This window comes from Clostridium sp. Ade.TY (assembly GCF_000498355.1).
Taxonomy (GTDB): domain Bacteria; phylum Bacillota; class Clostridia; order Clostridiales; family Clostridiaceae; genus Clostridium.
In genome coordinates this window covers 156,586-182,618 of sequence record NZ_AVSV01000016.1, presented here as the reverse complement: position 1 = coordinate 182,618, position 26,033 = coordinate 156,586, and the positions used below count along the sequence as shown (strand labels likewise).

Annotated in this window: 22 protein-coding genes, 10 tRNA genes and 1 other annotated feature; all 32 genes read right to left on the bottom strand. The window is 28.8% G+C overall.

What is annotated here, in order from left to right; all coding sequences use genetic code 11:
- Positions 1 to 420 precede the first annotated feature (420 nt).
- Entirely contained in the window at positions 421 to 1,800 is a 1,380-nt protein-coding gene (gene murD, locus O212_RS0105920) for a UDP-N-acetylmuramoyl-L-alanine--D-glutamate ligase (RefSeq protein WP_024614212.1), read from the bottom strand.
- Positions 1,801 to 2,024: 224 nt separating this feature from the next.
- Positions 2,025 to 2,408 (bottom strand): PH domain-containing protein, encoded by a 384-nt coding sequence (locus O212_RS0105915; protein ID WP_024614211.1) that lies wholly within the window; start codon positions 2,406 to 2,408, stop codon positions 2,025 to 2,027.
- Between the two features lie 154 nt (positions 2,409 to 2,562).
- On the bottom strand, positions 2,563 to 3,963 hold the full coding sequence (locus O212_RS0105910) for a glycine--tRNA ligase (protein WP_024614210.1): 1,401 nt from the start codon (positions 3,961 to 3,963) through the stop codon (positions 2,563 to 2,565).
- Positions 3,964 to 4,014: 51 nt separating this feature from the next.
- Positions 4,015 to 4,180: a binding site (T-box leader), on the bottom strand.
- A 122-nt stretch (positions 4,181 to 4,302) separates the two neighbouring features.
- Positions 4,303 to 4,377, bottom strand: a tRNA-Asn gene (locus O212_RS0105905).
- 27 nt (positions 4,378 to 4,404) lie between these two features.
- Positions 4,405 to 4,479: transfer RNA gene (locus O212_RS0105900), tRNA-Asn, on the bottom strand.
- A 28-nt stretch (positions 4,480 to 4,507) separates the two neighbouring features.
- A tRNA-Asn gene (locus O212_RS0105895) sits at positions 4,508 to 4,582 on the bottom strand.
- 205 nt (positions 4,583 to 4,787) lie between these two features.
- Positions 4,788 to 6,293: a lysine--tRNA ligase gene (lysS, locus tag O212_RS0105890; protein ID WP_024614209.1), complete on the bottom strand. Its 1,506-nt coding sequence runs from the start codon at positions 6,291 to 6,293 to the stop codon at positions 4,788 to 4,790.
- Positions 6,294 to 6,310: 17 nt separating this feature from the next.
- Positions 6,311 to 6,790, bottom strand: a complete 480-nt coding sequence (gene greA / locus O212_RS0105885) for a transcription elongation factor GreA (RefSeq protein ID WP_024614208.1) — start codon at positions 6,788 to 6,790, stop codon at positions 6,311 to 6,313.
- A gap of 276 nt (positions 6,791 to 7,066) precedes the next feature.
- Complete coding sequence (gene dusB / locus O212_RS0105880) at positions 7,067 to 8,050, bottom strand: tRNA dihydrouridine synthase DusB (protein ID WP_024614207.1); 984 nt, start codon at positions 8,048 to 8,050, stop codon at positions 7,067 to 7,069.
- A 7-nt stretch (positions 8,051 to 8,057) separates the two neighbouring features.
- Positions 8,058 to 8,837: a type III pantothenate kinase gene (locus O212_RS0105875; protein WP_024614206.1), complete on the bottom strand. Its 780-nt coding sequence runs from the start codon at positions 8,835 to 8,837 to the stop codon at positions 8,058 to 8,060.
- Between the two features lie 127 nt (positions 8,838 to 8,964).
- Positions 8,965 to 10,635 (bottom strand): formate--tetrahydrofolate ligase, encoded by a 1,671-nt coding sequence (locus tag O212_RS0105870; RefSeq protein WP_024614205.1) that lies wholly within the window; start codon positions 10,633 to 10,635, stop codon positions 8,965 to 8,967.
- Positions 10,636 to 10,890: 255 nt separating this feature from the next.
- Positions 10,891 to 12,693, bottom strand: coding sequence for an ATP-dependent zinc metalloprotease FtsH (gene ftsH / locus O212_RS0105865; protein WP_024614204.1), 1,803 nt, complete (start codon positions 12,691 to 12,693; stop codon positions 10,891 to 10,893).
- A gap of 73 nt (positions 12,694 to 12,766) precedes the next feature.
- The gene (hpt, locus tag O212_RS0105860; protein ID WP_024614203.1) at positions 12,767 to 13,306 is read right to left on the bottom strand and encodes a hypoxanthine phosphoribosyltransferase; all 540 of its coding nucleotides are present in this window, start codon (positions 13,304 to 13,306) and stop codon (positions 12,767 to 12,769) included.
- 2 nt (positions 13,307 to 13,308) lie between these two features.
- Complete coding sequence (gene tilS / locus O212_RS0105855; RefSeq protein ID WP_024614202.1) at positions 13,309 to 14,709, bottom strand: tRNA lysidine(34) synthetase TilS; 1,401 nt, start codon at positions 14,707 to 14,709, stop codon at positions 13,309 to 13,311.
- Between the two features lie 292 nt (positions 14,710 to 15,001).
- Positions 15,002 to 17,392, bottom strand: coding sequence for a stage II sporulation protein E (gene spoIIE, locus O212_RS0105850; RefSeq protein ID WP_024614201.1), 2,391 nt, complete (start codon positions 17,390 to 17,392; stop codon positions 15,002 to 15,004).
- A 411-nt stretch (positions 17,393 to 17,803) separates the two neighbouring features.
- Positions 17,804 to 17,892 (bottom strand) — tRNA-Leu (locus O212_RS0105845).
- A 7-nt stretch (positions 17,893 to 17,899) separates the two neighbouring features.
- A tRNA-Met gene (locus O212_RS0105840) sits at positions 17,900 to 17,976 on the bottom strand.
- Positions 17,977 to 17,984: 8 nt separating this feature from the next.
- Positions 17,985 to 18,060 (bottom strand) — tRNA-Met (locus tag O212_RS0105835).
- A gap of 32 nt (positions 18,061 to 18,092) precedes the next feature.
- Positions 18,093 to 18,181 (bottom strand) — tRNA-Leu (locus tag O212_RS0105830).
- Positions 18,182 to 18,189: 8 nt separating this feature from the next.
- Positions 18,190 to 18,266 (bottom strand) — tRNA-Met (locus tag O212_RS0105825).
- Between the two features lie 6 nt (positions 18,267 to 18,272).
- Positions 18,273 to 18,348 (bottom strand) — tRNA-Met (locus O212_RS0105820).
- 25 nt (positions 18,349 to 18,373) lie between these two features.
- Positions 18,374 to 18,462 (bottom strand) — tRNA-Leu (locus O212_RS0105815).
- Positions 18,463 to 18,647: 185 nt separating this feature from the next.
- Positions 18,648 to 19,055 (bottom strand): S1 domain-containing RNA-binding protein, encoded by a 408-nt coding sequence (locus tag O212_RS0105810; RefSeq protein ID WP_024614200.1) that lies wholly within the window; start codon positions 19,053 to 19,055, stop codon positions 18,648 to 18,650.
- Positions 19,056 to 19,108: 53 nt separating this feature from the next.
- Entirely contained in the window at positions 19,109 to 19,399 is a 291-nt protein-coding gene (locus O212_RS0105805; RefSeq protein WP_024614199.1) for a septum formation initiator family protein, read from the bottom strand.
- Positions 19,400 to 19,479: 80 nt separating this feature from the next.
- Complete coding sequence (gene yabQ / locus O212_RS0105800; protein ID WP_024614198.1) at positions 19,480 to 19,869, bottom strand: spore cortex biosynthesis protein YabQ; 390 nt, start codon at positions 19,867 to 19,869, stop codon at positions 19,480 to 19,482.
- Between the two features lie 2 nt (positions 19,870 to 19,871).
- A complete protein-coding gene (gene yabP / locus O212_RS0105795; RefSeq protein ID WP_024614197.1) occupies positions 19,872 to 20,168 on the bottom strand; it encodes a sporulation protein YabP in 297 nt (98 codons plus the stop codon).
- 92 nt (positions 20,169 to 20,260) lie between these two features.
- Positions 20,261 to 20,518, bottom strand: a complete 258-nt coding sequence (locus O212_RS0105790) for an RNA-binding S4 domain-containing protein (protein ID WP_024614196.1) — start codon at positions 20,516 to 20,518, stop codon at positions 20,261 to 20,263.
- Positions 20,519 to 20,653: 135 nt separating this feature from the next.
- Positions 20,654 to 20,929: an HU family DNA-binding protein gene (locus tag O212_RS0105785; RefSeq protein WP_024614195.1), complete on the bottom strand. Its 276-nt coding sequence runs from the start codon at positions 20,927 to 20,929 to the stop codon at positions 20,654 to 20,656.
- A 232-nt stretch (positions 20,930 to 21,161) separates the two neighbouring features.
- Complete coding sequence (gene mazG / locus O212_RS0105780; protein WP_024614194.1) at positions 21,162 to 22,616, bottom strand: nucleoside triphosphate pyrophosphohydrolase; 1,455 nt, start codon at positions 22,614 to 22,616, stop codon at positions 21,162 to 21,164.
- Positions 22,617 to 22,636: 20 nt separating this feature from the next.
- On the bottom strand, positions 22,637 to 24,172 hold the full coding sequence (locus tag O212_RS0105775; protein WP_024614193.1) for a polysaccharide biosynthesis protein: 1,536 nt from the start codon (positions 24,170 to 24,172) through the stop codon (positions 22,637 to 22,639).
- Between the two features lie 100 nt (positions 24,173 to 24,272).
- Complete coding sequence (gene spoVT / locus O212_RS0105770) at positions 24,273 to 24,824, bottom strand: stage V sporulation protein T (RefSeq protein WP_024614192.1); 552 nt, start codon at positions 24,822 to 24,824, stop codon at positions 24,273 to 24,275.
- A 139-nt stretch (positions 24,825 to 24,963) separates the two neighbouring features.
- A complete protein-coding gene (locus O212_RS0105765) occupies positions 24,964 to 25,980 on the bottom strand; it encodes a peptidylprolyl isomerase (RefSeq protein ID WP_024614191.1) in 1,017 nt (338 codons plus the stop codon).
- Positions 25,981 to 26,033 lie beyond the last annotated feature (53 nt).

Genomic DNA, 26,033 nt, shown 5'->3' with positions numbered 1-26,033 from the left:
TCTGTTCAATTTTCAAAGATCTGTGCGGTTCCGTTGACCGCTTTTATATATTAACACTTAAGTTTCTTATTGTCAACAACTTTTTTAAAAAGTTTTTTCAATCAAACTTGAAAGTGTTTTGCGTTGTCGCCATCACCTGACGACGGATATTATAATATCATGATTATTTTAGACACATTTTTTAAAAACTACTCATTTCATTAAATTATCAGATTATTTCTAATTATTTCTCATAATTACTATAGTTTTCTAGTTAAGATACACTAGGTTCAGTTATCCTTATTTTTGTCATTTATTAATACATTTTCTCATATTTATTTTGAGTTTTCCTTGTATTTACTCTTAAACTACAAGCTTAATTTAATTAAATTTAATACTAAAAGCAAAAAAAGCTACACTTATGTGTAGCTTTTTTTGTCATTATTTTAAAGCATTAACTATTTCTTTGAATTTATCTCCTCTAGCCATAAAGTTAGGGAACATATCAAATGATGCACAAGCTGGTGATAATGTTATTATATCACCACTCTTTGAAATCTCTCTTGCCTTTGAAACTGCTTCCTCTAAATCATTAACTTCTATAATTTTTATTTCTATTCCTTTTTCTTCTTTTAGAACATTAAATACTTCTTTAATTTTTTCTTTTGTATCTCCTAATAAAATCAAAGTTTTTATAAATTTATAACCTTCATCAGCTAATGGTTTGAAAGGAATATGCTTATCATATCCTCCAGCTATTAAAATTACCTCTTCGTCAAAGGCTTTTAATCCAGCTAATGTTCTTGTAGGGCTTGATGCTATTGAATCATTATAATACTTGACACCATCAATTTCTCTAACTAATTCACATCTATGCTCAACACCACCAAAAGTTTTACAAACTTCTATCATTGTATTTATTTCAACATCATCTTTAGTTGCTATAAAGGCAGCTAAGTAATTTTCAACATTATGCATTCCTTTTAATAATATTTCATTTCTACTTATTACTTCTTTTCCTTCTAAGTAAAGTTTTCCGTTCTCATAATAGGCTCCATTTTTTAAGACTCTTTTTGAACTAAATTCTCTAACCTCACCTTTAGCTTCTTTTTCAAATGAATAAGTTATTTCATTTTCTCTATTTACAACTAAAACTCCATTCTTTTCTCCATATAAGAATATATTTTTCTTAGAATCTATATATTCTTGCATGTCTTTATGCATATCTAAATGGTTAGGAGCTAAATTTGTACATATAGCTACATCTATAGGTAAGTCCATAGTCATAAGTTGAAAACTTGATAATTCTAAAACTACCATATCTTCTTTCTTTATATCTTCTATTTGAGCAAAAAGAGGTGTTCCTATGTTTCCTCCAACCCAAGTTTTATATCCTTGTTTTTCTAATAATTTTGATATTATAGTTGTTGTTGTTGTTTTTCCGTCACTACCTGTTACACCATAAATTTTTCCTTTGCAATATCTAACGAATTCTTCCATCTCTGATGTTATGTATGCACCTTCTTCTTTTGCTTTAACCAAAGCATCACAATCTATTCTCATGGATGGAGTTTTAAATACAACATCAAATCCACTTAAATTATCTAAATAATTTTCTCCAAGTGAAAGACAAACACCTTTATTTTTAAATTCTTCAGCTATAGATCCAAGTTTATCTTCTGTCTTCATATCAAAAGCAGTTACTTTTGCATCTAATTCAACTAAAAAATTTATAAGAGGAATGTTACTAACTCCTATACCTACTACAGCTACTTTCTTACCTTTTATAAAATCTTTAAACTCTTTAAAATCTTTTCTCATACTTTGCCTCCAAGTCTTCCTTGCCTTAACTTAATTATATTATGAGTCTTTTTTTAATTTTGTCCCATTTGTTTCTAATTATAACACTATATATTATTATTTTTAACTACTCTACAGCATCATATATACCAATTTAACAAAATATAAATAGTTTAATTTTGTTTTCTATTAAAATTCAATGATTTAATATAATAAAATAAAAAAGCACTATTTAAGTGCTTTTTTTATTTTATTATATATGAATCTATTACATTAAATACTTTAAATAAAAGATCATTCATATTTTTATCTTTTAAAAATTGAAGTTCTATTTCAAGTCCACCAGATAAAGTTAATTTTATTTCTGAATCTAAATCAAATCTTCCTGATGTTTCAATTGAATATGTAACTATTTTGCTATATGGTATTACAAAATATTCAACCTTTTTACCTGTTAATCCTTGCTTATCACATATTAATATCTTTTTATCTGTAATTATTGCCGCATCTCTAAATGTTTTTATTGCAAATAATATATTTTCATTTTTATTTATAAATTTAGTTAGTTCCTTAGGTACTTCTATTTCTCCATAAAAATTAAATACTTTTTTATTTAATATCTCAGCCATCTTTATACCCTCCAAAATTTTCATTATTCTCTATATTGATATTATCCTATTTTTAATATAAAAAACTATTCACATAAAAATTTTATTTATTTTTAATATTAAAATATAAGGAGCACTTAAAATAAGTACTCCTTATACTAATTAAAGTTATATACTAAAACTCTAAACTCTTAGCTATATAAGCTTCTAATTCTTCTATCTTTATTCTTTCTTGTTCCATTGAATCTCTATCTCTAACAGTTACTGCTTCATCTTCTAATGTATCAAAGTCTACTGTTATACAGAATGGAGTACCAATTTCATCTTGTCTTCTATATCTCTTACCGATACTTCCTGTTTCATCAAAATCTACATTGAATTTCTTAGCTAATTCTCCATAAACTTCTAAAGCTTTATCTGATAATTTCTTTGATAAAGGTAATATAGCAGCTTTAAATGGTGCAAGTGCTGGATGAAGGTGCATTACAACTCTTGAATCTTGTTTTGTTTCTGTTGATAAGTCTTCTTCATCATAAGCATCAACTAAAAATGCTAAAGCAACTCTATCTGCTCCTAATGATGGTTCTATACAATATGGTACATATCTTTCATTGTTTGAAGGATCTAAGTAACTCATATCTTGACCTGAATGTTCTTCATGCTTCTTTAAGTCATAGTCTGTTCTATCAGCTATTCCCCAAAGTTCTCCCCAACCAAATGGAAATAAATATTCTATATCTGATGTTGCTTTTGAATAGAATGATAATTCCTCTGCTTCATGATCTCTTAATCTTAATGAATCTTTAGTCATTCCTAAGTTTAATAAGAAGTTCCAGCAGTATCCTCTCCAGTATTCAAACCATTCTAAATCTGTTCCTGGTTTACAGAAGAATTCTAATTCCATTTGTTCAAATTCTCTTGTTCTAAATGTAAAGTTACCTGGTGTAATTTCATTTCTGAATGATTTACCTATTTGTGCTATACCAAATGGTACTTTCTTTCTTGAACTTCTTTGAACTTGCTTAAAGTTTACAAATATACCTTGAGCTGTTTCTGGTCTTAAGTATATTTCATTTTTAGCATCTTCAGTTACTCCTTGGAAAGTCTTAAACATTAAGTTGAATTGTCTTATTTCAGTATAGTTCATCTTTCCACATTTAGGACATACTATATTATGTTCTTCTATGTATGCTTTTAATTGCTCATTTGACATACCATCTGCTGAAGCAACTTCTACTCCGCTTTCAGTCATATGATCTTCAACTAATTTATCAGCTCTAAATCTTGACTTACATTCTTTACAATCCATTAATGGATCTGAGAATCCACCTAAGTGACCTGATGCTACCCAAACTTCTTTGTTCATTAAGATAGCACAATCAACTCCTACGTTGTATGGGCTTTCTTGAACGAATTTCTTCCACCATGCTTTTTTTACGTTATTTTTAAATTCTACTCCTAAAGGACCGTAATCCCATGAGTTTGCAAGTCCACCATATATATCTGAACCTGGGAATATAAATCCTCTGTTCTTACATAGTGAAACTATTTTTTCCATAGTCTTTTCTACTGCCATTGTTAATCCCTCCAAAAAATTTTTTTATAATAAAAAAAGCCTTAAGCACAATAAAGGGACGAAAAACTTTCCGCGGTTCCACCCTTCTTGGCTAAAGCCCAACTTTCTAACTAAAATGCTCAAAAGCTCCCTTCAATTTAATTTATTAATGATTTGCACCTACCATCATCTCTCTATAAATAAATATAAATCTACTCTTCTTTATCAACGCATCTATTAAATTTTAAATCATAAATTAATTTTACCAAAAGGTTTTTATATGTCAAGGCATATAAATTTATTTAATAAAAAAGCAGTGATTAAAAATCACTGCGAAAAATTCTAGTCTAAATAAAAAAATGGCTCCGCGAAGAGGATTCGAACCTCCAACCTATCGGTTAACAGCCGAGTGCTCCACCGTTGAGCTATCGCGGAATATTTTAGTATTAAATAAAATTAAAATGGCTCCGCGAAGAGGATTCGAACCTCCAACCTATCGGTTAACAGCCGAGTGCTCCACCGTTGAGCTATCGCGGAATATTTTAAGTATCAAACAAAATTAAAATGGCTCCGCGAAGAGGATTCGAACCTCCAACCTATCGGTTAACAGCCGAGTGCTCCACCGTTGAGCTATCGCGGAATGTTTGCTACATTTGATATTATATCATCTTTTTTATAAAATGCAACTATTTTTTTAAAACTTTTTATATTATATTTTTAATAATATGTTTTTATTAATTATAATTTAGTCGTAAACCGCCTTGTATTAATCTATAAAAATATTTTTATTTTATCAAATAAATATAAAAAGGATATCCCTAATGAGATATCCTTAAATATATTAACTATTTTGCTGGTTTCATTGTTGGGAATAAAATAACGTCTCTTATTGATGATGAATCAGTTAAGAACATTATCATTCTATCAATACCTATTCCAAGTCCACCTGTTGGAGGCATACCTGTTTCTAAAGCACTCATGAACTCTTCGTCTAACATGTATGCTTCATCATCTCCGTATTCTCTCTCCTTAGCTTGTTGTTCAAATCTTTGTCTTTGAACTATTGGATCGTTAAGTTCTGAGTATGCATTACATACTTCTCTTCCATATACGAATCCTTCAAATCTTTCAGTAAATTCTTCATTTCCTCTCTTTTTCTTAGTAAGAGGTGAGATTTCTACTGGATAGTCAACTAAGAATGTTGGTTGAATTAATTTTGATTCACCATATTCTTCGAATAACATGTTAAGAACTTCTCCCTTAGTTACTTTATCAAGTGGTTTTGGGAATTCTAAGTTCTTTTCTTTAGCTATAGCTTGAGCTTCTTCATCTGATTTAATTTCATTAAAGTCTACTCCTGCATATTCTTTAACAGCATCAACCATAGTGATTCTTCTCCATGGTGGTTTAAAGTCTATTTCTGTTCCTTCGTAAATTACTTTAGTAGTTCCATTTACTTTTTCACATACATAAGCAATCATATTTTCCATAATTTCCATCATATCATTATAATCAGCATATGCTTGATATAATTCTATAGCAGTAAATTCTGGATTATGTCTTACTGAAACTCCTTCATTTCTGAAGTTTTTACCCATTTCATAAACTTTTTCAAATCCAGCTACTATTAATCTCTTTAAGTATAACTCTGTAGCAATTCTTAAATACATATCTATATCTAATGCATTGTGATGAGTTATAAATGGTCTAGCAGCTGCACCACCAGCTATTGGTGAAAGTATTGGTGTATCAACTTCTAAGAATCCTCTATTATCTAAGAATTCTCTTATACCTTTTATTATTTTTGTTCTCTTTATGAAAGTATCTTTTACTTCTGGGTTAGTTATTATATCCACTTCTCTTTGTCTATATCTTAAGTCAGGATCTTTTAATCCATGGAACTTTTCTGGAAGTGGTTTTAATGATTTACAAGTTAATTCGAAATCTGTAACTTTAACTGAAACTTCTCCAGTTTTAGTTTTAAATACTTCTCCTGTTGCTGCAACCCAGTCACCTAAGTCAAAACTCTTATAAGCTTTTAAATTATCTTCTCCAACAGCATCAATTTTTATGAATAATTGGATTTTTCCGTCTCTATCATGAATGTCTGAGAATACAACTTTTCCTTGTCCTCTCTTTGACATTATTCTTCCTGCTACTGTTACAACTTTGCCTTCTAATTCTTCGAAGTTTGATTTAACTTCTTCTGAACTATGAGTTCTTTCCACTTTGTATACGTCAAATGGATCTTTTCCAGCTGCTTGTAATTCAGCTAACTTTTCTCTTCTAAGTGCTTCTTGTTCACTTAACTGAGCTTCTAATTCTTGTACATTCATTTCCTCAGTTGACATTAATTATCCCTCCGTTATTATCTACTTATCTCTAATACTTCGTATTTATTAACTCCATCAGGTACTGTTATTTCAACGATATCCCCAACTTTTTTACCAATAAGTCCAGCTCCAACTGGTGACTCATTTGATATTTTAAATTCCATTGGGTCTGCTTCTGCTGAACCTACTATTGTATATTCAACTTCTTCGTCAAATTCATAGTCTTTAACTTTAACCTTAACACCAACTGATACAACGTCTGATGGTATTTCTGATTCATCTACAACTTCAGCATTTTTAAGCATATTTTCTAATTGAAGAATTCTTCCTTCTGTAAATGCTTGCTCGTTTTTAGCTTCATCATATTCTGAGTTTTCACTTAAATCTCCGTATCCTAATGCTACTTTTATCTTTTCAGTTATTTCTTTTCTTTTAACTGTCTTTAAGTATTCTAGTTCGTTTTCAAGTTTCTTTACGCCTTCGTAAGTCATTACAAATTTCTTCTTTTCACTCATATTTAACTCCCCTTTAATAACCTAAATCGGTCTATATTTTAATATAATATTTTCAAACTATTAGAGCCCTACAAATATTGAAATTCATTTAAAATATTATAAAGCAGGGCATATAATATGTCAATAAAGCTAGTAGCTTTAAACAATTACATACTATATATTATATCTCCAAATTCATATATACTTTATTCATATATAGTATAAATTAATTCTTTTTATGTTTAAAAATAATACAACTTTTGAATAAAGTAAAAACTTTATTCAAAAGCTATTATTTTATCTCATCTTTAAATTTTTTAATTCATTTTTATAATCAATTAGAAGTTTCATTACTTCTTCGCTATCATTTAATGTATTCATTACATTTCTTATTTCTGTACACTTAGGTAATCCTTTTATATACCAAGATGCATGCTTTCTCATTTCTCTTATGGCTTTATGCTCACCATCATACTTTATAGCAAGTTCGTAATGTCTAATGCACATATTAATCTTTTCTTCTGGAGTTATTTCTATAGGTTCCTCTCCATTTAACACTCTTTCAATTTGTTTAAATAGCCATGGATTACCCATACTTCCTCTTGCAACCATAATTCCATCACAATTAGTAAGTTTCTTCATCTCTAATGCATCTTCTGGTGTAAATACATCACCATTTCCTATAACAGGTATATTTACACTTTCTTTAACTTCTTTGATTATATTCCAGTCAGCTTTTCCTTCATACATTTGCTTTCTAGTTCTACCATGTATAGCAATAGCATCAGCTCCTGCCTTTTCTAAAGCACGCGCAAATTCGACTGCATTTATATTATCTTCATCAAAGCCTTTTCTGAATTTAACAGTTACAGGTTTATTTGAAACACTTTTTACCCTTCTAACTATTTCAGCAGCTAATTCTGGATTTTTCATAAGAGCTGAACCATCTCCATTTTTAACTATCTTAGGAGCTGGACACCCCATATTTATATCTATAATACAAATATCATCTCTCTTATTAAAATGTTCTTCAACCATCTTTGCCATAATATCTGGTTCATGTCCAAATATTTGAACAGCAACTGGTCTCTCTTCATCTGCTATTCTTAAAAGTTTATTAGTATTTTCACTTCCATAAAAAAGTGCTTTTGCACTAACCATTTCTGTATATACTAATCCACATCCTTGTTCTTTACAAAGACCTCTAAAAGCAATATCTGTCACTCCTGCCATAGGTGCTAGAAATACATTATTTTTAAATTCTAGATTTCCTATTTTCATACAAGTATTACTCCTTATTTTTGTTATATATTAATCTTAACCCTTCTAATGTTAAGTCTCCATCAACTATATCTATAACATCTGTTTCTTTTGCTATTAAATTAGCTAAACCTCCAGTTGCTATAACTATAGGTTCTTCTGAACATTTGTTTCTCATTTCTTTTTTCATTTTATTTACTATATATTCAACTTGCCCAATATATCCATATAAAATACCTGCTTGCATGCTTACAATAGTATTCTTACATATAATATTTTTTGGTACTTCTAGCTCTATTCTTGGTAGCTTTGCCGCTCTTTCAAATAATGCATCTGATGATATACCTATACCCGGAACAATACATCCACCTAAATAATCACCTTTTTCTGTTATTGCACAAAATGTTGTTGCTGTACCAAAATCAATTACTATGTTTGGTTTTTTATATAATTCAAAAGCTGCAACAGCATTTACTATTCTATCTGCTCCAACTTCCTTAGGATTATCATATTTTATATTTATTCCTGTTTTTATTCCAGGACCTACAATTATAGGCTCTTTACAAAAACATTTTCTTATCATGTTCTCTAAGGAATGCATTATATTAGGCACAACTGATGATATTATTATACCTTTTACTTCCTTTGGATTTAAACCATTTTGTGAGAATAATTGCATTACTTGAATGCTATATTCATCAGATGTTTTCTTTGCATCTGTTGATATTCTCCAACTTGCTATATAGTTATCATCTTTGTTTACTCCTAACACTATGTTAGTATTCCCTACATCGACAAGCAAAATCATAAAAGCACCACCTTAATATAGTTAAAAGCAGCTATAATCAAAGCTGCTTTTATTACAATAAACTAACTTAATTTTAACAATATAATTTTAACAATTCGGCAGTATTTGTCAAGAGTTTAACAGATTATTAGAATAATCCAACAATTTCCCCATTGTCTAATATATCCATTTTATTTGCAGCAGGAACTTTAGGAAGTCCTGGCATAGTCATTATATCTCCTGTTAATGCAACAATAAATCCAGCTCCATTTGATACTCTAACTTCTTTTACAGTTATATCAAAACCTTCTGGCTTTCCAAGTAAACTTGGATTATCTGATAATGAATATTGTGTTTTTGCCATACATATAGGTAACTTATCTAATTTAAATTTTTCAAGTTCTGCTATTTGCTTTTTAGCAACTGGAGTATAATTTACATTATTAGCTCCATATATTTCTTTAGCTATTTTTAAAATTTTATTTTCTATACTATCTTTTTCATCATATAAAACTTTAAAATCAGCTTCATTACTATTTAATACATCTAAAACTTCTGAAGCTAATTCAAGTCCGCCTTCGCCACCTTTTGCCCAAACATCTGAAAGTGCAACTCTTACTCCTTTTTCTTTACAAAACTCTTTAATGAATTGTATTTCTTCATTACTATCTGTAAGGAATCTATTTATAGCAACAACTACTGGCACATTATATTTTTGTATGTTTTCAATTTGTTTTTCTAAATTTGATATTCCAAGTTTTAGTGCTTCAACATTAGGAATGTTTAATTCATCTTTCTTAACTCCACCATGATGTTTTAAAGCTCTTATTGTAGCTACTATTACAACACATTCTGGGTTTAAATCACCATATCTACATTTTATATCTAAGAATTTTTCTGCCCCAAGGTCAGCACCAAAGCCAGCTTCCGTAACAACTATATCACCTAAATTTAAGGCAAGTTTAGTTGCTAGTATTGAATTACATCCATGTGCGATATTAGCAAAAGGCCCGCCATGAATTATAGCTGGTGTATTTTCTAATGTTTGAACTAAATTTGGTTTTATTGCATCTTTCATAAGTAATGCCATAGCACCTTGAATATTTAATTCTTTTGCATAAACAGGTTCTCCATCTAAATTATAAGCAATTAATATATTGCCCATTCTTTCCTTAAGATCATTCAAATCATTAGCTAAACAAAGAATTGCCATTATCTCTGATGCTACTGTTATCATGAATCCATCTTCTCTTAAGAATCCATTTATTTTTCCGCCCATTCCAACTACTATATTTCTAAGAGCTCTATCATTCATATCCATAACTCTTTTGAAAATTATTCTTCTTGAATCTATTTTTAAATCATTTCCTTGATGTATATGATTATCTATAGCAGCCGCCAATAAATTATTAGCTGCTGTTATTGCATGCATATCTCCTGTGAAATGTAAATTTATATCTTCCATAGGAACAACTTGTGCATACCCACCACCTGCTGCTCCTCCTTTAATTCCAAATACAGGCCCAAGTGAAGGCTCTCTTAATGCTATAACACTATTTTTCCCCATTTTACTTAAAGCATCTCCAAGTCCAACAGTTACTGTTGATTTCCCCTCACCAGCTGGAGTTGGATTTATAGCTGTTACAAGTACTAACTTACCTTTAGTGTTTTTTTCGTTATCATTTAAAGTATCTAATGATATTTTACATTTATATTTCCCATATAGTTCTATATCATCATCTTTTAAATTTAACTTTTCAGCAATTTTTATTATTGGTTCCATTTTCGCTTCTTGAGCTATCTTTATATCACTTTTCAATACCATAACCTCTTTTCTTTAAATAATATTCGTTCTTTTTAAATAAATATATTTTATTATACATCATTTATCCAGAGTATACCATCTAAAATATTATTTTAAAACAAATATATCGTACATTATAATTTAATTTTATAAAATAGTTCGTATTTAATTAAAAAATCTCAAACTTTTTATATTATTATTTTAAACATTATATGTATTTTTATTTATTTCCCAGAAAATAAAAGAGAGTCTATTTATAGACTCTCTTTTTTAAGCTTCTTCAAAAATTCTTTCGAATTCTTCACCTTCTAATTTTTCTTTTTCTAGAAGTGCTACTGCTACCGCATGTAACTTAGATATATTTTCTTTAAGAATTTTTTCAGCTCTTACATAAGCTTCATCAACAAGATTTTTAACTTCCTTATCAATTTCAGCTCCAATTTCTTCTGAGAAATTTCTTCCTCTTCCTAAATCTCTACCTAAGAATACTTCATTTTGATCTGCACCGTATGATATTGTTCCAAGCTTTTCACTCATACCATATTCCATAACCATACTTCTAGCTATTGCACTTGTTCTATCTATATCATTTTTAGCTCCAGTACTTATATCACCTAAAATAAGTTTCTCAGCAACTCTACCTCCAAGAAGTCCAACCATATCATCTTTTAATCTTAATTTTGATGTATATGCTCTATCTTCATCAGGTAAATGCATAGTATATCCACCAGCTCTACCTCTTGGTATTATACTTATTTCATGAACTGGATCAGAGAATTTTAATGACTTCATAACTACAGCGTGACCAGCTTCATGGTAAGCTGTAAGTTTTCTATCTTTTTCACTAATAACTCTACTTTTCTTTTCTGGACCTGCAATTACTCTTGTTATAGCTTCTTCCATATCTTGCATAGTTATTGCCTTATCGCCTCTTCTAACGGCAAGTAATGCTGCTTCATTAGTAAGATTCTCTAAATCAGCTCCAGCAAATCCTGGTGTTCTTTTAGCTAAAACATCAAGTTTTACATCCTCTGCTAAAGGTTTTTTTCTAGTATGAACTTTAAGTATTTCTTCTCTTCCCTTAACATCAGGTGCTCCAACAACTATTTGTCTATCAAATCTTCCTGGTCTTAAAAGAGCTGGATCTAATATATCTGGTCTATTAGTTGCTGCAATCATAATGATTCCTTCATTCATACCAAATCCATCCATCTCAACAAGCAATTGATTAAGGGTTTGCTCTCTTTCATCATGTCCTCCGCCAAGTCCAGCACCTCTTTGTCTACCTACAGCATCTATTTCATCTATAAATACTATACAAGGGGCATTCTTTTTAGCATCTGCAAAAAGATCTCTTACTCTTGATGCACCTACACCAACAAACATTTCAACGAAGTCTGAACCTGATATACTAAAGAATGGTACTCCAGCTTCTCCAGCTATAGCTTTTGCAAGTAAAGTCTTACCTGTTCCAGGAGGTCCAACTAAAAGAACTCCTTTTGGAATTCTAGCTCCCATTTCTGTATATTTAGTAGGTTCTTTCAAGAAATCAACAATTTCTTCTAATTCTTGTTTCTCTTCATCAGCACCAGCAACATCTTTAAATGTTACTTTTTTAGAATCTGGCGTTGCAACTTTAGCTCTATTTTTACCAAAGTTCATTACACCTCTTCCACCACCGCCACCTTGTGACTGTTGTGTCATAACAAATAAAAGAACTAAAAATAATACAATCGTTAAAACAGTTGGTATTATTGATAACCATACACTTGTATTTGATGGTTTTTCAAACTCTACCTTAATATCTCCTTTTGCAGCATCAGTTATTAACTTATTAACTAATTCATTAGGTGCATATGTTATAAACTTCTTATTATCATTCAAAACACCTTCAATAGTCATTTTATCTTCACGAACATATATCTTGCTTATTTGGTTTGAATTCCACTTCTGTTGGAACGAACTATATGAAATAGTATCTGCCTTATTTCCTGTTTCCCACATGGCAACTGATGCAAAAATCAGAACAGCTAATGCGACAATCCATACAGCTGCGCTTGAATATTTTTTCATTCAAGGCCCCCCTCTCTTTTTAATTATTTTTAAATTTTAACATAGGTATTTTCTTTATACAATTTTTTAAAATCTATTTATTATATACTTCCTCTTTTAATATAGCTATATAAGGTAAATTTCTATATTTTTCTGCATAGTCTATTCCATAACCTACTATAAATTCATTTGGAACTTCAAAACCTATATATTTTACTTCTAAATCAGCAGTTCTTCTTTCAGGTTTATTTAATAATGATACTATTTCTATACTTTCAGCTCTTCTAGCTTTTAAGTATTTTAAAAGATAGTTTAATGTTACTCCACTATCTACAATATCTTCAACTAAAAGAACATGCTTACCTTCTATACTGTGATCTAAGTCCTTTAATATTCTAACAACTCCTGAAGTTTCTGTTGAATTACCATAACTTGAAACAGCCATAAAGTCTATTTCACATGGAATAGTTATGTTTTTTATAAGGTCTGATGCAAATAAAACAGATCCTTTTAAAACACCAACTACAAGTAAGTCTTTACCTTTATAATCTTCACTAATTTTACTTCCTAATTCTTTAACCTTTTCAGATAACTGTTTTTCATCAAATAATATTTTTTTAACGTCTTCTCTCATGTTTATAATTCCTCTCTTTTAAACTCTATTTTAATAATATTTTTTGTATCGCTAGTTACTTTAAACACATTTGATGTTTTAAGCCCAACAACCCAAGCTATTTCATCATCAAATTGAATAACTGGAATCTCATCTCTATAATCTTTAGGTATTTTCATATCTATAAATATGTCTTTAAGCTTTTTACTTCCTTTCATTCCTAAAGGAGTTATTCTATCACCATTTTTCCTTTTTCTGATAGTAACATACCCATTAATTTTATCATAATCAAAATACTTAATTAAGTCATTATTTTCAAATTTTAAACTTTTTTCTTTAGTTTTTACTTTAAATTCAATTAAACAACCTAAAAAGTTTGTTTTCAGATTATTTAAATCCTCTTTTTTTATAACTTCATCCTTTATTTGATTATCAATCTTTTTTAATCTATCTTTTTTTCTTATGTATATTTTCCCATATATATTTTCTGCAAATATATTATTAGGTAAATCTATTCTCTTATGAGTTCCCATATCTTTAAGCTCTATAACTTCTTTTATATGTTTTAATTCAAAATCATACTCACTTTTTGAAAGCATAGTTAATGATTTTCTTATCACTCTAGTAATTATTGCCCTTTCTTCTACAAATAATTCTTCTCTTATTATTATTTCATCTTCTTTTACTTCACAGTATCTTTCAAAAGCTTTTTTTGATTCATTATCTATAAATTCATTATCCTCTTGAAGTAATAAACTCATTCTATTTATAGCTTTAACAACATCACTATTAAAATGTTTTTTCATATATGGTAGTATGTCTAATCTTATTTTATTTCTACTATATATATTTTCAAGATTAGTCTTATCTATCCTAGGATTTAAATTATTATCCTTACAATATTTTTCTATATATTCTCTTTCTAAAAATAATATTGGCCTTATGTATAAATTATCTCTAAATACAGGAATTCCTCCTAATCCTTCAAGGCCTGTTCCTCTCATTATTCTCATAAGTATGGTTTCCGCTTGATCATTTGCATTATGTGCTGTTGCTATTTTAGTATATCCATTTTTATCTTTTATTGAATTAAAAAATCCATATCTACAATCTCTTCCTGCAGTTTCTGTAGATACGCCTCTATCTTTTGCTATTTTATCAACATCAATTCTTATACTATAAAAATCAACACCTAAACCCTCACAAAGATTTTTTGCATATTCTTCATCCTTTAAAGCTTCTTCTCCTCTTAACATATGATTTATATGCGCTGCTCCAATTTTTAATTCATATTTATCCTCTATACTTTTCAATAAATGTAATAAGCATACGGAATCTGGACCTCCTGATAAACCAACCAATACTTTATCACCTTTATTTAAAAGATTATTTTCATCAATATATTTAATAAAATCCGTAACCATCATACCACTTCCTATGTAAACTTTGTTAAATTATAACTTTTCTTTATTTATATCATACATTATATTATGTTTTTTGTAATATTAAAATTATATGTATTAAATGTATAAATATATTAATTTAATATATCTTATAATAATAACAAAAGCTGACTTTAAAGCCAGCTTTTTTTGTTACTAAAATAATAAACCTAATTTAGAATAAAACTTTATCTCTCTAAATCTTAGTCAAACTTGTGCAAACTTTGTATTTTAAATACCAGCCTCCAAACATTAAATATTTAAATTATGTTTATTAATATACTGAATAAACCTTTGAAACTATAATTGTCATATCATCTTTTATTTTTCCACCATTAATTTCTCTTGAATATTCTAATATATCCATAGTAAGATCTTTAGGCTCACTATCATTTTTAAGTAAATACTCTTCAAGCCATCTTGAATCCCCAACACCATTTTTATCTACATCTAGAACACCATCACTTAATGTTATTATTAAATCTCCACCTTTTATTGTTTCCTCAACACTTTCAACTTCTATTTTATCAACTAAACCAAATGGTGGCATATTTGATGCTATTTTATTTATTTTATTTCCTCTCTTTATAAAACTTGCAGCAGCTCCAACTTTATAAAAATTAGCTTTTCCTGTATATAAATCTATTGTATTTAAATCTAAAGTTGCAAACTTCTCATCTTCTTCAAATTTCATACTCATTATAGAGTTTACAGTATCTAATGCTGTATCTATACCCAATCCTTCTTCTATAAATTTTTCTACTAAATCAACAGTTATTTTACTTTCTTTACCTGCTTCTGGGCCTGACCCCATACCATCACTTAATATAGTTGCATATTTTCCACCTGGATAATTTCCAAAAGTACAAGTATCTCCAGTATATTGTTCTCCTTCTTTTACTCTAACTCCAGCATATGAAGTTACTCTGAATTTTGGCATTTCTTTTAAAAGTATTGAACATTCCTTATTATTAGGTTGTATCCTACATCCTTCCTCACTTATCATCATAGGATTTCTCATTACTTTATTTATTACTGGTAAGACGTTTTTAGAACAATAATTTCCTCTAGAACAGTTTTCCATATTTATTTTTATGTTAATTTTCCCACCTTTATCATTGAAACAAAAAACTTCCTTATACTTTATAGAATTTTTATTAAGTTCCCTTCTAACTATTCTTTCAACATCCAAACACCAACTTATATCTCTCTTCACATCTCCAACCATATTATATAAATTATTTGACATATTATTTAGATGGTTTGATATAAGTAATCGTCCTTCTGTTAATTTTCTTTTTGTTATTTCATTAGCATTTAATATATTTAATACATCTTCTGAATTTCTTATTAAATCATACTTATTAATACATTTCTTTTCTAACTCTATAGGAAAATAATCTCTTCCCTCTTCCCTTCCTTTTAATAATAATTGAAAAGCATTATACGTTTGAGTAAATTCTCTATCCCAACACTTATTACAACTTTCACAATTTTCACAAACTCTATCAGCTAAATTTTCAATTAAAGCAGTACTTCTATTTTTATATGAAAGCTTATCATTATCAGATATATTTCTTAAAGATTTTGATACAACACTTAAAGTATTTTCAAATCCTTGAACTTTCCTTGTAAATTCATCCTTTATTTGATTTAGGTGTTCTTCTTGCATAATATCAATTTTTGTCTCTTTACAAAGTTCTAATTCTAAAGTTTTTAATATTTTCTTAGGTATTAATAAGAATATAAAACCTCCAATTAATATTTCAAAAATACCTTCCATATATAACCCTTTTGAGTACAATGATAAAATCAAAAATACTATCATAGATGATAAAAAGGAAAAGATTTTACCTGTATCTTTAAATAAACCTACTATTAATCCAACACTTCCATAAATTCCAATGCCACTTATCATATCGCCAGATGTTATTCCAAGTATTACTCCCATAGTTATACCAATTGCCGCTCCATTAGAAGATCCACCAATATATCCTATAGAAATTACAATTGCCAATGATATTATATTTTTTATTGAAACTCCAGCTAATGAAACTCCCCCTATTCCAGCAGCCATCAAACATATTATTATTGATATGCTAATTATTTCTTCTGTACTAAAGAAATAGTTAGTATTGTATTCTCCAATACACTTTAAGCTATACTTTACAATAAAATATACTGGTACAATTAAAATAGTATTAAGCATTGCTATAGTAACACTAACACCAAAATCATATTTTATTATCATTAAATCATATATCATATAACTTAAAAATATTAATGTAAATAAAATTCCTTCATTTGCATTCTTTTTTATTTTACTTATGAAAAAATTATATCCTAATATAATCAATACAGTAGTTAAATATACCCAACCATCACTTAGCGTTGCATTAACTGTAAAATATCCAACAATAGCTCCAGTTGCTGATGATATTATTTTATTTTGCGATTTTGTCATAACCATACTTATTAAAAAGGCTAACCCAAAAGGAGAAACTCCTGATATATCTCCTTCTCCAAACATTATAGTTACTCTACTTAATAATATGGAAGTTACAAATATAACACATAAAGTTAAAGCACCTTCTCTAAATTCTAATTTTTTGCTATTTTTTTTACTTAATCCTTTTATTCTTCCCCCACTAAGTCCGTATTGCATATATCCCCCTCCGTTAATTACCAAAAATTGTAATTTAATTATAACAAGGTACCTTTTCGATATATGTCACTTTATGTTAATCATTAAAACTTTCGTAAGACAATATTCTTTAACAAATTCTATTTTCCATCTTTAATTTTATTTTTCGATATTTATTTTAATTTATAAAAAACTTTACCAATTTAAGTAAACCTAAGGATTAAGACTATTTTTATTAAATTTTAACTTATGTCAATATATATTATTTTTTGTTATTTATTAAAATATTTTTTTATGCATAATTTTTCAATATAAAATAACTATTTTTTTGTAAATAAAAAAGATCCTATTTGGATCTGCAAAATTTTACGTATACTAAAAGTAAGAATATTTTTACAAATAAAAAAGATCTAAGAAAAAATCTTAGATCTTTGGTGCCGAAGACCGGAATCGAACCGGTACGGTGTTTAACCACCGCAGGATTTTAAGTCCTGTGCGTCTGCCAGTTCCGCCACTTCGGCAAGGCATTGGTAGCGGAAATAGGACTTGAACCTACGACACTTCGGGTATGAACCGAATGCTCTAGCCAGCTGAGCTATTCCGCCAAAAATTTTGGTTGCGGGGGCAGGACTTGAACCTACGACCTTCGGGTTATGAGCCCGACGAGCTACCAACTGCTCCACCCCGCGATATTATATATTTTGTTTTCAAAAAATTAACTTGGTGCCGAAGACCGGAATCGAACCGGTACGGTGTTTAACCACCGCAGGATTTTAAGTCCTGTGCGTCTGCCAGTTCCGCCACTTCGGCAAGTTAATTGGTAGCGGAAATAGGACTTGAACCTACGACACTTCGGGTATGAACCGAATGCTCTAGCCAGCTGAGCTATTCCGCCACAATGTGGTTGCGGGGGCAGGACTTGAACCTACGACCTTCGGGTTATGAGCCCGACGAGCTACCAACTGCTCCACCCCGCGATATTATATTTTGTTTAGAAAAACTTGGTGCCGAAGACCGGAATCGAACCGGTACGGTGTTTAACCACCGCAGGATTTTAAGTCCTGTGCGTCTGCCAGTTCCGCCACTTCGGCATGCGTTTCTCTCTGTCATTTCCTGACGACAATAGTTATTATATATTATAGCCATATAACTGTCAACATTTTTTTTAAAATTTATTTTATTTTATTTTTAAAACAATAAAAAGCCTGTAGTTTTCTTATCTAAGGCTTTTTACTTATATAGATTTATATATTAAATTTATATGATGATCTACTTTTTAAAATGATTTTTTACCATTTTTACTTCTGAAGTCTTGATGTTTTTTTACATCTTGCATTCTTTCTTCGCTATCTTTTAAAAACTTTGACATTTTATCTTCAAAATTTCCAGCAGCTTTTTTCTTTTCTCCTACCCAATCAAATTCAGCTGGTTTAACTGATTTCTTTTGTTTTGGCTCGGCTTGCTTTATTGATAAGCTAATTTTTCCATTATCATCAATTGATATAACTTTAACCTTTACCTTATCTTGTTCTTTTAAATGTTGTCTTATGTCCTTTACAAAAGAATCTGCTACTTCTGATATATGAACTAGACCTGTTTTTCCGCCTTCTAATTCTACGAAAGCTCCGAAATTAGTGATATTTACCACTGTACCCTCTAATATGTTTCCTGCCTCTAAGGTCATGTTTAAAAGACTCCTCCTTAATTTAAAAATATATATATGTTATTTTTAATAACCTAATCTTTAGTCTTTGAGTCCTCTTTTTTATAATTTACGATTTTCTCTCCAGACTTAACCATATTAAGCCTTTCTCTCGCTAAGGTCTCAATATATTCATCAGAATTAGCACTTTTCACTTCTTCTTCAAGTTGCTTGTTTTTTTTCTTTAATGTTTCTAATTCTGTTTGCTTATTTGCTATTTCATTTTCTATTCTTTTAATAGCTCTTTCCTGTCTAATAAAACCAAACAAAAAAACAAGGCATAGCAATAATATTATTAAATTCTTCCCTTTTATCTTTTTTATCATCCATAGTACCTCATTTTTTAACTTCTATAAATATATTTTAAACACTCTGAACCTTTAATTCAAGTTATTTTTAATTATATTTAGTTTTTGTTTAAAATCTTAGACCACATAATTCTAATAGGATAGCTAAAAGTTTTAAAACTACACCTTATAATGGACCTAACAGTTGATAAAACGGTACTTTCTATCCTATACACTATACCACTAAAAAGTTTCAAATATATGAATAAAGCTAATCCCATGCACAAGTAAACATAGGTTCCTAAAAAAGCATAATTTGTGTAAAGCAAAAATATAAAAATAATAATAGAACATAATAACCAAAATAATATATCTTGTATTGCTATTATAATCTTATGTCCATCATTTCCCCTTATTATTCTATATATATCAAAAAGAACTCCTACTATAATTCCAGAAGCTAATGCATAAATTATAATCTCAAACTGAACTTCTAACTCTAAAGGCATTTTTATTCCCTACCTATAAGTTTTTTTAAATTTAGTTTTTTATGTTTCTTTTTTGCCTTGCCTTGATAAATTATGCTAACAATGTAGCCTTCTACAGTTACATCTCCATTTTTAACATCTAGTTTATTCATTTTTAGGCCTTGACCATTTATTTTAAGTCTACCTAGTATAGTATTTAAAACTATTTTATCTTCATCAAAACTTAAAACTTCATCCACCCCAGTTAATGAAAGCTTTTTTCTATCTTCAAGTGTCATAAAGCTTTTACACAATTGTATAGACTCAGGTTTTCTTTCCATTTTATTCTCCTTCTAAGATATTGTTCTTATTAAGAAATATATGTTTTTATACATATCTATATTCTTAATTAATATCTTAGAAACTTATAAAATTAGTCTATTTCTTCACCATCTATTATTCTATACATATCTTTTGCATCTTCTTTTCTTACATGCTCAACTATATTAATAACTTCTGCTTTTAAACTTCTATTTGCAAAAGTTATTTCGATTATATCGCCTTCTTTTAATTTAGTTCCTGATTTTGCAACTTTTCCATTAATAAAAACTCTTCCACTTTCACAAGCTTCTTTTGCAATTGTTCTTCTCTTTATTAGTCTTGAAACTTTTAAATATTTATCTAATCTCACAAAATCACCTTCTTAAATATTATTTGTAAAAAATATTATTCTTAATCCAAAAATATATAAATTATCATTTAATGTCTATTTTCTTATTTAAAATTTAATTTATAAAAGAACCCGAGTTACCTCGGGTTCAAAAAATTATTTATTAACTTTTTCCTTAAACTCTTTACCAGCTTTAAATACTGGAACAGTTGATGCTGGAATTTTGATTATTTCTTTAGTTCTTGGGTTTCTTCCTTCTCTAGCAGCTCTTTCTCTAGTTTCGAAAGTTCCGAATCCAACTAATTGAACTCTTTCTCCATTTTCTAAAGCTTCTTCAACACTTTCTATGAATGCCTTTAAAGCTAATTCTGCATCTTTTTTAGTTAACTTTGACTTTTCAGCCATGCTAGTGATTAATTCTGCTTTATTCACAATTACATCCTCCTTAAATAACTAGTTATATATTATTTATAGTAGTAACTAATCTTTTATGTACTACACTTACATTATCTTATTATATTATTACTTTTTACTCTCGTCTACACTCAATGAATAAATATTTATATATTTTTGTAAAAAAAAGCAAATTAAATACATTATCTTGGAAATATAGAATTTCATTGAATTATATATTCTACAAAGGCTTTAAAATTCCTTCTAAAATCTACTCCAATTCTTGTTTTTTTGCTTTATTCCAAAGTTCATCCATTTCTTCTAATGTCATTTCTTCTAATTCTTTATTATTTTTAAGTGCGGCACTTTCTATATAACTAAATCTTTTTATGAACTTATCTATTGTCTTATTTAATGCTTCTTCTTCATTAACATCTAAAAATCTTGAAACATTAACACAAGCAAATAGTAAGTCTCCCATTTCTTCTGTTATTTTATCCTTATTTCCAGTATTATATACTTCTAATACTTCATTTAATTCTTCCGTTACTTTTTTTGATGCATCTTCTACGTTATCCCAATCAAATCCAACTCTTCTAGCTTTATTTTGAACTTTATGAGCTCTTATTAAAGCAGGTAAAGCTTTAGCAACACCTTCTAATTCTTGTGTAACTGTTTCAAAACCTTTTTCTTCTTTCTTTATCTCGTCCCAGTTCTTAATTACTTCACTTGAATCATCTACATTTTCTTCACTAAAAATATGTGGATGTCTTTCTATCATTTTATTGTATATTCCTAAAACTACATCATTAAAATCAAAATATCCATCTTCTTTACCTATTGATGAATGGAATATTACGTGCAATAAAACATCTCCTAATTCTTCTATTAATGCATCTTCATCTTCTTTTTCAATGGCATCTTTAACTTCATAACTCTCTTCAACTATAGAATCTTTTAAACTATCATGAGTTTGTTCTCTATCCCAAGGGCAACCATTATCCCCTCTTAATAAGTCTATAAGTGCAATTAAATCATTTATATCCTTTTTATTATTTAAATCTTTTGGTATATAAAGTGAAGTTAAATAATCTATATCTTCTTGCATATCCAATTCATATATTGGTATTTTTCTTATACTTTCAAGTCCTTCTATTCCTGCTGCTCTTACATAAATTATTTCTGTTTCATCATCATAACATTCTAATAATTTAAGCTTAACTTCTGATGCTATGAAAGGATTATAAACTTGTGTTATTATAGTTCCAATTCTTTTATCTAATATTTGATTGTTTATATCAAATGCATCAATAATTTTTAAACCTTCTATAGGATCTATTTTTAATCTATCCATCATAGCATCAACAAAACTAACTGCTGGTAAAATTTCATACTCTATATTTTCTTTATCACAAAGTTCCATAATATTTGATACTGATTTTTCTGCAACCAAAGGATGTCCTGGCACTGCATAAACTACATCGCCACATTCCTTATAAACTTTTATTAAATCTTCTGCTATATTTTTATAAACTTCATCAAAACTCTTTCCACTATCATAAAAATGATCATAAGTATTAAACTTTATATTTTTTGATTTTATAAAATCAACTGTTGGATGAATTTCTGTTCTAAAATATATATTTTCACTTTCTTCTAAAACTCTTAAAGCACCTACTGTAAGTGCATCGCTAGCTCCTGGTCCTAAACCGACTATTTTAATCATTAGGTATTTCTCCTTTTTTATTATTTTTTGTAAATTCTGCTTTTTACCTCATTGACATCAAAAACTTTCATTACAACAATTAAGGCCATATATATTATAATACCTAAAAATACTGATATTAAGCAAGATACCCCATTACTCATTGTATAAATTATTATTTTTTTATATGATATTAAAACTACAATAGCCATTATAAGTGATGCTATTGTAGGCTTTATTATATTGTTTAAAGTATCTATTCTAGTTTTTAAAGTTACTTTTAACAATCCTATATTTAGTGCTGTTGTTACAACGTATGCAACTATACTTGCTATAACCGCCCCATATATATTTAATTCAGGAATTGGTACTAATTTTATAGTTAAAATTAATTTTATTAGGCATCCTATAAAAAGATTTATAACTGGTAATATATACTTACCTACGCCTTGAAGTATTGCTGTAGTAGTTTGAGTTAATATTATAAATGGAATTGTTATAGACAAATATTTAAGTATTTCAAATCCTTCATGCCTACCAGGAAATATAAGTTTCATTATAGGTTCTGCCATAAAAAACATTCCAAACATACATGGTATTGCTATTACTGTTGATATTTTTATTGCAAGATTAGTTTTATTTTCTACATTTTTTCTTCTTCTTAATATAAATTCTTCTGCAATTATTGGAATTAATGAAATTGATAATGCCATAGATAATGTCATTGGAATATTTACAATTACAGATGCTTTACCTGTAAGTTGGGCATATAAGATATTGGCTTCACTTCTCATAATACCAGCTTCTAAAAGCTTTTGTGGTATAAATATAGAATCTATTAAGCTCATTATTGTACCAACAGTAGCACCTAACGATATCGGAATTGCAATTTTAAGTATTTTACTCATTACATCTATATCGCTTTTTACTTTTTTAATACCGCATTGCTTTTTTACTTTTTTATATTTTATATATAAATATCCACCAGCAAATAACCCTCCTGCTGCTGCACCAAAAGCTGCTCCTCCTGCTGCAAACTCTATTCCTTTTGGAAGAAATAAAATAGCTAGTCCAACACCAAATATTACTCTTCCAACCTGCTCTAATATTTGAGATACAGCTGATGGGGTCATATTTTGAAGACCTTGAAAAAATCCTCTAAATATCGTCATTATAGATATAATAAATGGAGCAAATGATATTCCTATTATTGAATAATAAGCTTTAGGATCCCATTCTACAAATTTTATTATAAAATCTGCAAAGAAAAATAAGAAAAAGCTTGTACCAGCACCTAATATAAGCATCATATAAGTAGATTCTTTTACAACCTTAAAACTTCCCTCTATATCACCTACAGCATTATTTTCAGATACTATTTTTGATATAGCAACAGGAACACCTGATGCTATTGCTACAAAAAACATATATAAAGGATATGACATCTGATAAAAGGCCATTCCTTCATCTCCTATTAACATAATAAGAGGCCATCTAAAAAACACACCTAGAAACCTTGCAAAAATCCCTGCTGTTCCTAATATTATACTTCCTTTTATTAAGGATTGTTTCTTCATAAAATACCTCCAAACTTTTGTTTTACTAATAATTATTATTGTAAGTTCAGAGGCATTATTACTATTTATTCATTATTTTAACTAAATTTATAATATGTTTTTATTGTTCCATTTGTTTTCCTAAAAAGGATGCTGCTGTTTCAGCTAATTTTAATTCTAATTCACCTAAAGTTTCACCTGATTTCTTTGATAAAATTATTACTGCGCCAATTGCATCTCCTTCTGCTATTATTGGAGCTACAACTTGTGATGTCATTTCTGTTACTTCTTCATCAGTATGTAATGGAATTACTTTTTGACTTCCCTCTCCTAGTAATACTGGCTTTCTTGCCTCCATAATAGATTCAAGTTCATTGCTTATTTTTCTATCAATATAATCTTTTTTAGGTACACCGCTTGCTGAAATAAATGCATCTTTATCACTTATTAAAACTATATGTCCGATTGATTGTTGTAAACTTTCAGCATATTCTTTTGAAAAATCTGTAAGTTCACCAATTGGTGAATATTTTTTAAGAATAACTCCTCCTTCTCTGTCTGTAAAAATCTCAAGTGGATCTCCTTCTCTTATTCTTAAAGTTCTTCTAATTTCTTTTGGTATAACCACTCTACCTAAGTCATCTATACGTCTTACAATTCCTGTAGCTTTCATTTTATATTTGACCTCCTTAATAAAATACTGTTAATTTTAGTAGCATTATTAGTATTTGACTAGATAGAAATTTTATGCACTTATATCCATTATTTAAATAAAAAGAACACCTAAAATTTAGGTGTTCTTTCTTTAATATTTACTTTTGTTGTATTTTATCTTCGTAAACCTTAACTCCAATTTCATCTTTCCACTTATTAATAGCATCTTTATAAGCAGTATTTTTCTTACTTTGATCTAATTGTTGTTTTATTGAATCTTTAACTTTATCAAATGGTACAACTTCCGCTTTACTCTTAACATTTTCTACTTTTATTAAATGATATCCAAACTTTGTTTTTACAGGTTGTGATATTTCACCATCTTTAAGTTTCTTCATAGCATCCATAAACTCTGGAAGATACTGAGTAGAATCATAGTTAATATATCCTAATGAACCACCAGTTGTTTTTGTTGAATCAGTGTTATACTTAGCTGCCATATCAGCAAATTTAGCCTTTCCTGAAACAAGTTCTGCTCTTACTTCTTTTGCAGTTTTTTCATCTGGTAATACTATATTATAAACATCAGCACCTGGTTTTACTGTATATGTGCTTGCTTTATTTTCATCATAATATTTTTTCGCATCAGCATCTGTAACCTTTATATCTTTATATACATGATCTTTTAATACAGTTTTAACTATTTCTTGATTCCTTAAAAATGCTTTTAACTCATCTTCATTTTGGAATCCATATGATTGATAAAATTGTTTAAAACTATCATCTGTATTATAAACCTTTTTAAATTGCTTTAATTGTTCATCTACAGCTTTATTTAATGTTTCCTCACTTGGAACCCATTTTTGTTTTTCTGCTTCAACTAATATTACTTTTTCATCTACTAAAGCCTCTAATTGTTGTTTTTCTTGAGTTAGTAATTGCTGTTTAATTTGGGCATTGTTTTTGAAATCACTTCCATATTGCTGCTCATATTGTGCATATATAGGTGTCATAGTTTTATCTAAGTCACCTCTTGTTATTTTTTGATCTCCAACTTTTGCTAAAGTTTCATTTTTAATTGCTTCAGGAGTTTTTTCTATCATGCTACATCCAGCAAATGCAATACTAGATATTGCAACTAAACCTAAAGCTACAATTTTTTTAATTCTACCCACTAACGTTCCCTCGCTTTACTATTTATTATAAAGTAGTTATTTGTTAAAATTTC

Excerpts from the sequence above, each read along its gene's own strand:
- lysS (WP_024614209.1), bottom strand. The coding sequence starts at position 6,293 with ATGTCAACTGAGGAAATGAATGTACAAGAATTAGAAGCTCAGTTAAGT.
- tilS (WP_024614202.1), bottom strand. The coding sequence starts at position 14,709 with ATGGTTACGGATTTTATTAAATATATTGATGAAAATAATCTTTTAAAT.
- O212_RS0105805 (WP_024614199.1), bottom strand. The coding sequence starts at position 19,399 with ATGATAAAAAAGATAAAAGGGAAGAATTTAATAATATTATTGCTATGC.
- hpt (WP_024614203.1), bottom strand. The coding sequence starts at position 13,306 with ATGAGAGAAGACGTTAAAAAAATATTATTTGATGAAAAACAGTTATCT.
- O212_RS0105875 (WP_024614206.1), bottom strand. The coding sequence starts at position 8,837 with ATGATTTTGCTTGTCGATGTAGGGAATACTAACATAGTGTTAGGAGTA.
- O212_RS0105810 (WP_024614200.1), bottom strand. The coding sequence starts at position 19,055 with ATGACCTTAGAGGCAGGAAACATATTAGAGGGTACAGTGGTAAATATC.
- dusB (WP_024614207.1), bottom strand. The coding sequence starts at position 8,050 with ATGAAAATAGGAAATCTAGAATTTAAAAATAATGTATTTCTAGCACCT.
- murD (WP_024614212.1), bottom strand. The coding sequence starts at position 1,800 with ATGAGAAAAGATTTTAAAGAGTTTAAAGATTTTATAAAAGGTAAGAAA.
- greA (WP_024614208.1), bottom strand. The coding sequence starts at position 6,790 with ATGAGTGAAAAGAAGAAATTTGTAATGACTTACGAAGGCGTAAAGAAA.
- yabP (WP_024614197.1), bottom strand. The coding sequence starts at position 20,168 with ATGGAAAGAAAACCTGAGTCTATACAATTGTGTAAAAGCTTTATGACA.
- spoIIE (WP_024614201.1), bottom strand. The coding sequence starts at position 17,392 with ATGCAATACGGACTTAGTGGGGGAAGAATAAAAGGATTAAGTAAAAAA.
- spoVT (WP_024614192.1), bottom strand. The coding sequence starts at position 24,824 with ATGAAAGCTACAGGAATTGTAAGACGTATAGATGACTTAGGTAGAGTG.
- ftsH (WP_024614204.1), bottom strand. The coding sequence starts at position 12,693 with ATGAAAAAATATTCAAGCGCAGCTGTATGGATTGTCGCATTAGCTGTT.
- O212_RS0105775 (WP_024614193.1), bottom strand. The coding sequence starts at position 24,172 with ATGAAGAAACAATCCTTAATAAAAGGAAGTATAATATTAGGAACAGCA.
- O212_RS0105915 (WP_024614211.1), bottom strand. The coding sequence starts at position 2,408 with ATGGCTGAGATATTAAATAAAAAAGTATTTAATTTTTATGGAGAAATA.
- mazG (WP_024614194.1), bottom strand. The coding sequence starts at position 22,616 with ATGATTAAAATAGTCGGTTTAGGACCAGGAGCTAGCGATGCACTTACA.
- O212_RS0105910 (WP_024614210.1), bottom strand. The coding sequence starts at position 3,963 with ATGGCAGTAGAAAAGACTATGGAAAAAATAGTTTCACTATGTAAGAAC.
- yabQ (WP_024614198.1), bottom strand. The coding sequence starts at position 19,869 with ATGCCTTTAGAGTTAGAAGTTCAGTTTGAGATTATAATTTATGCATTA.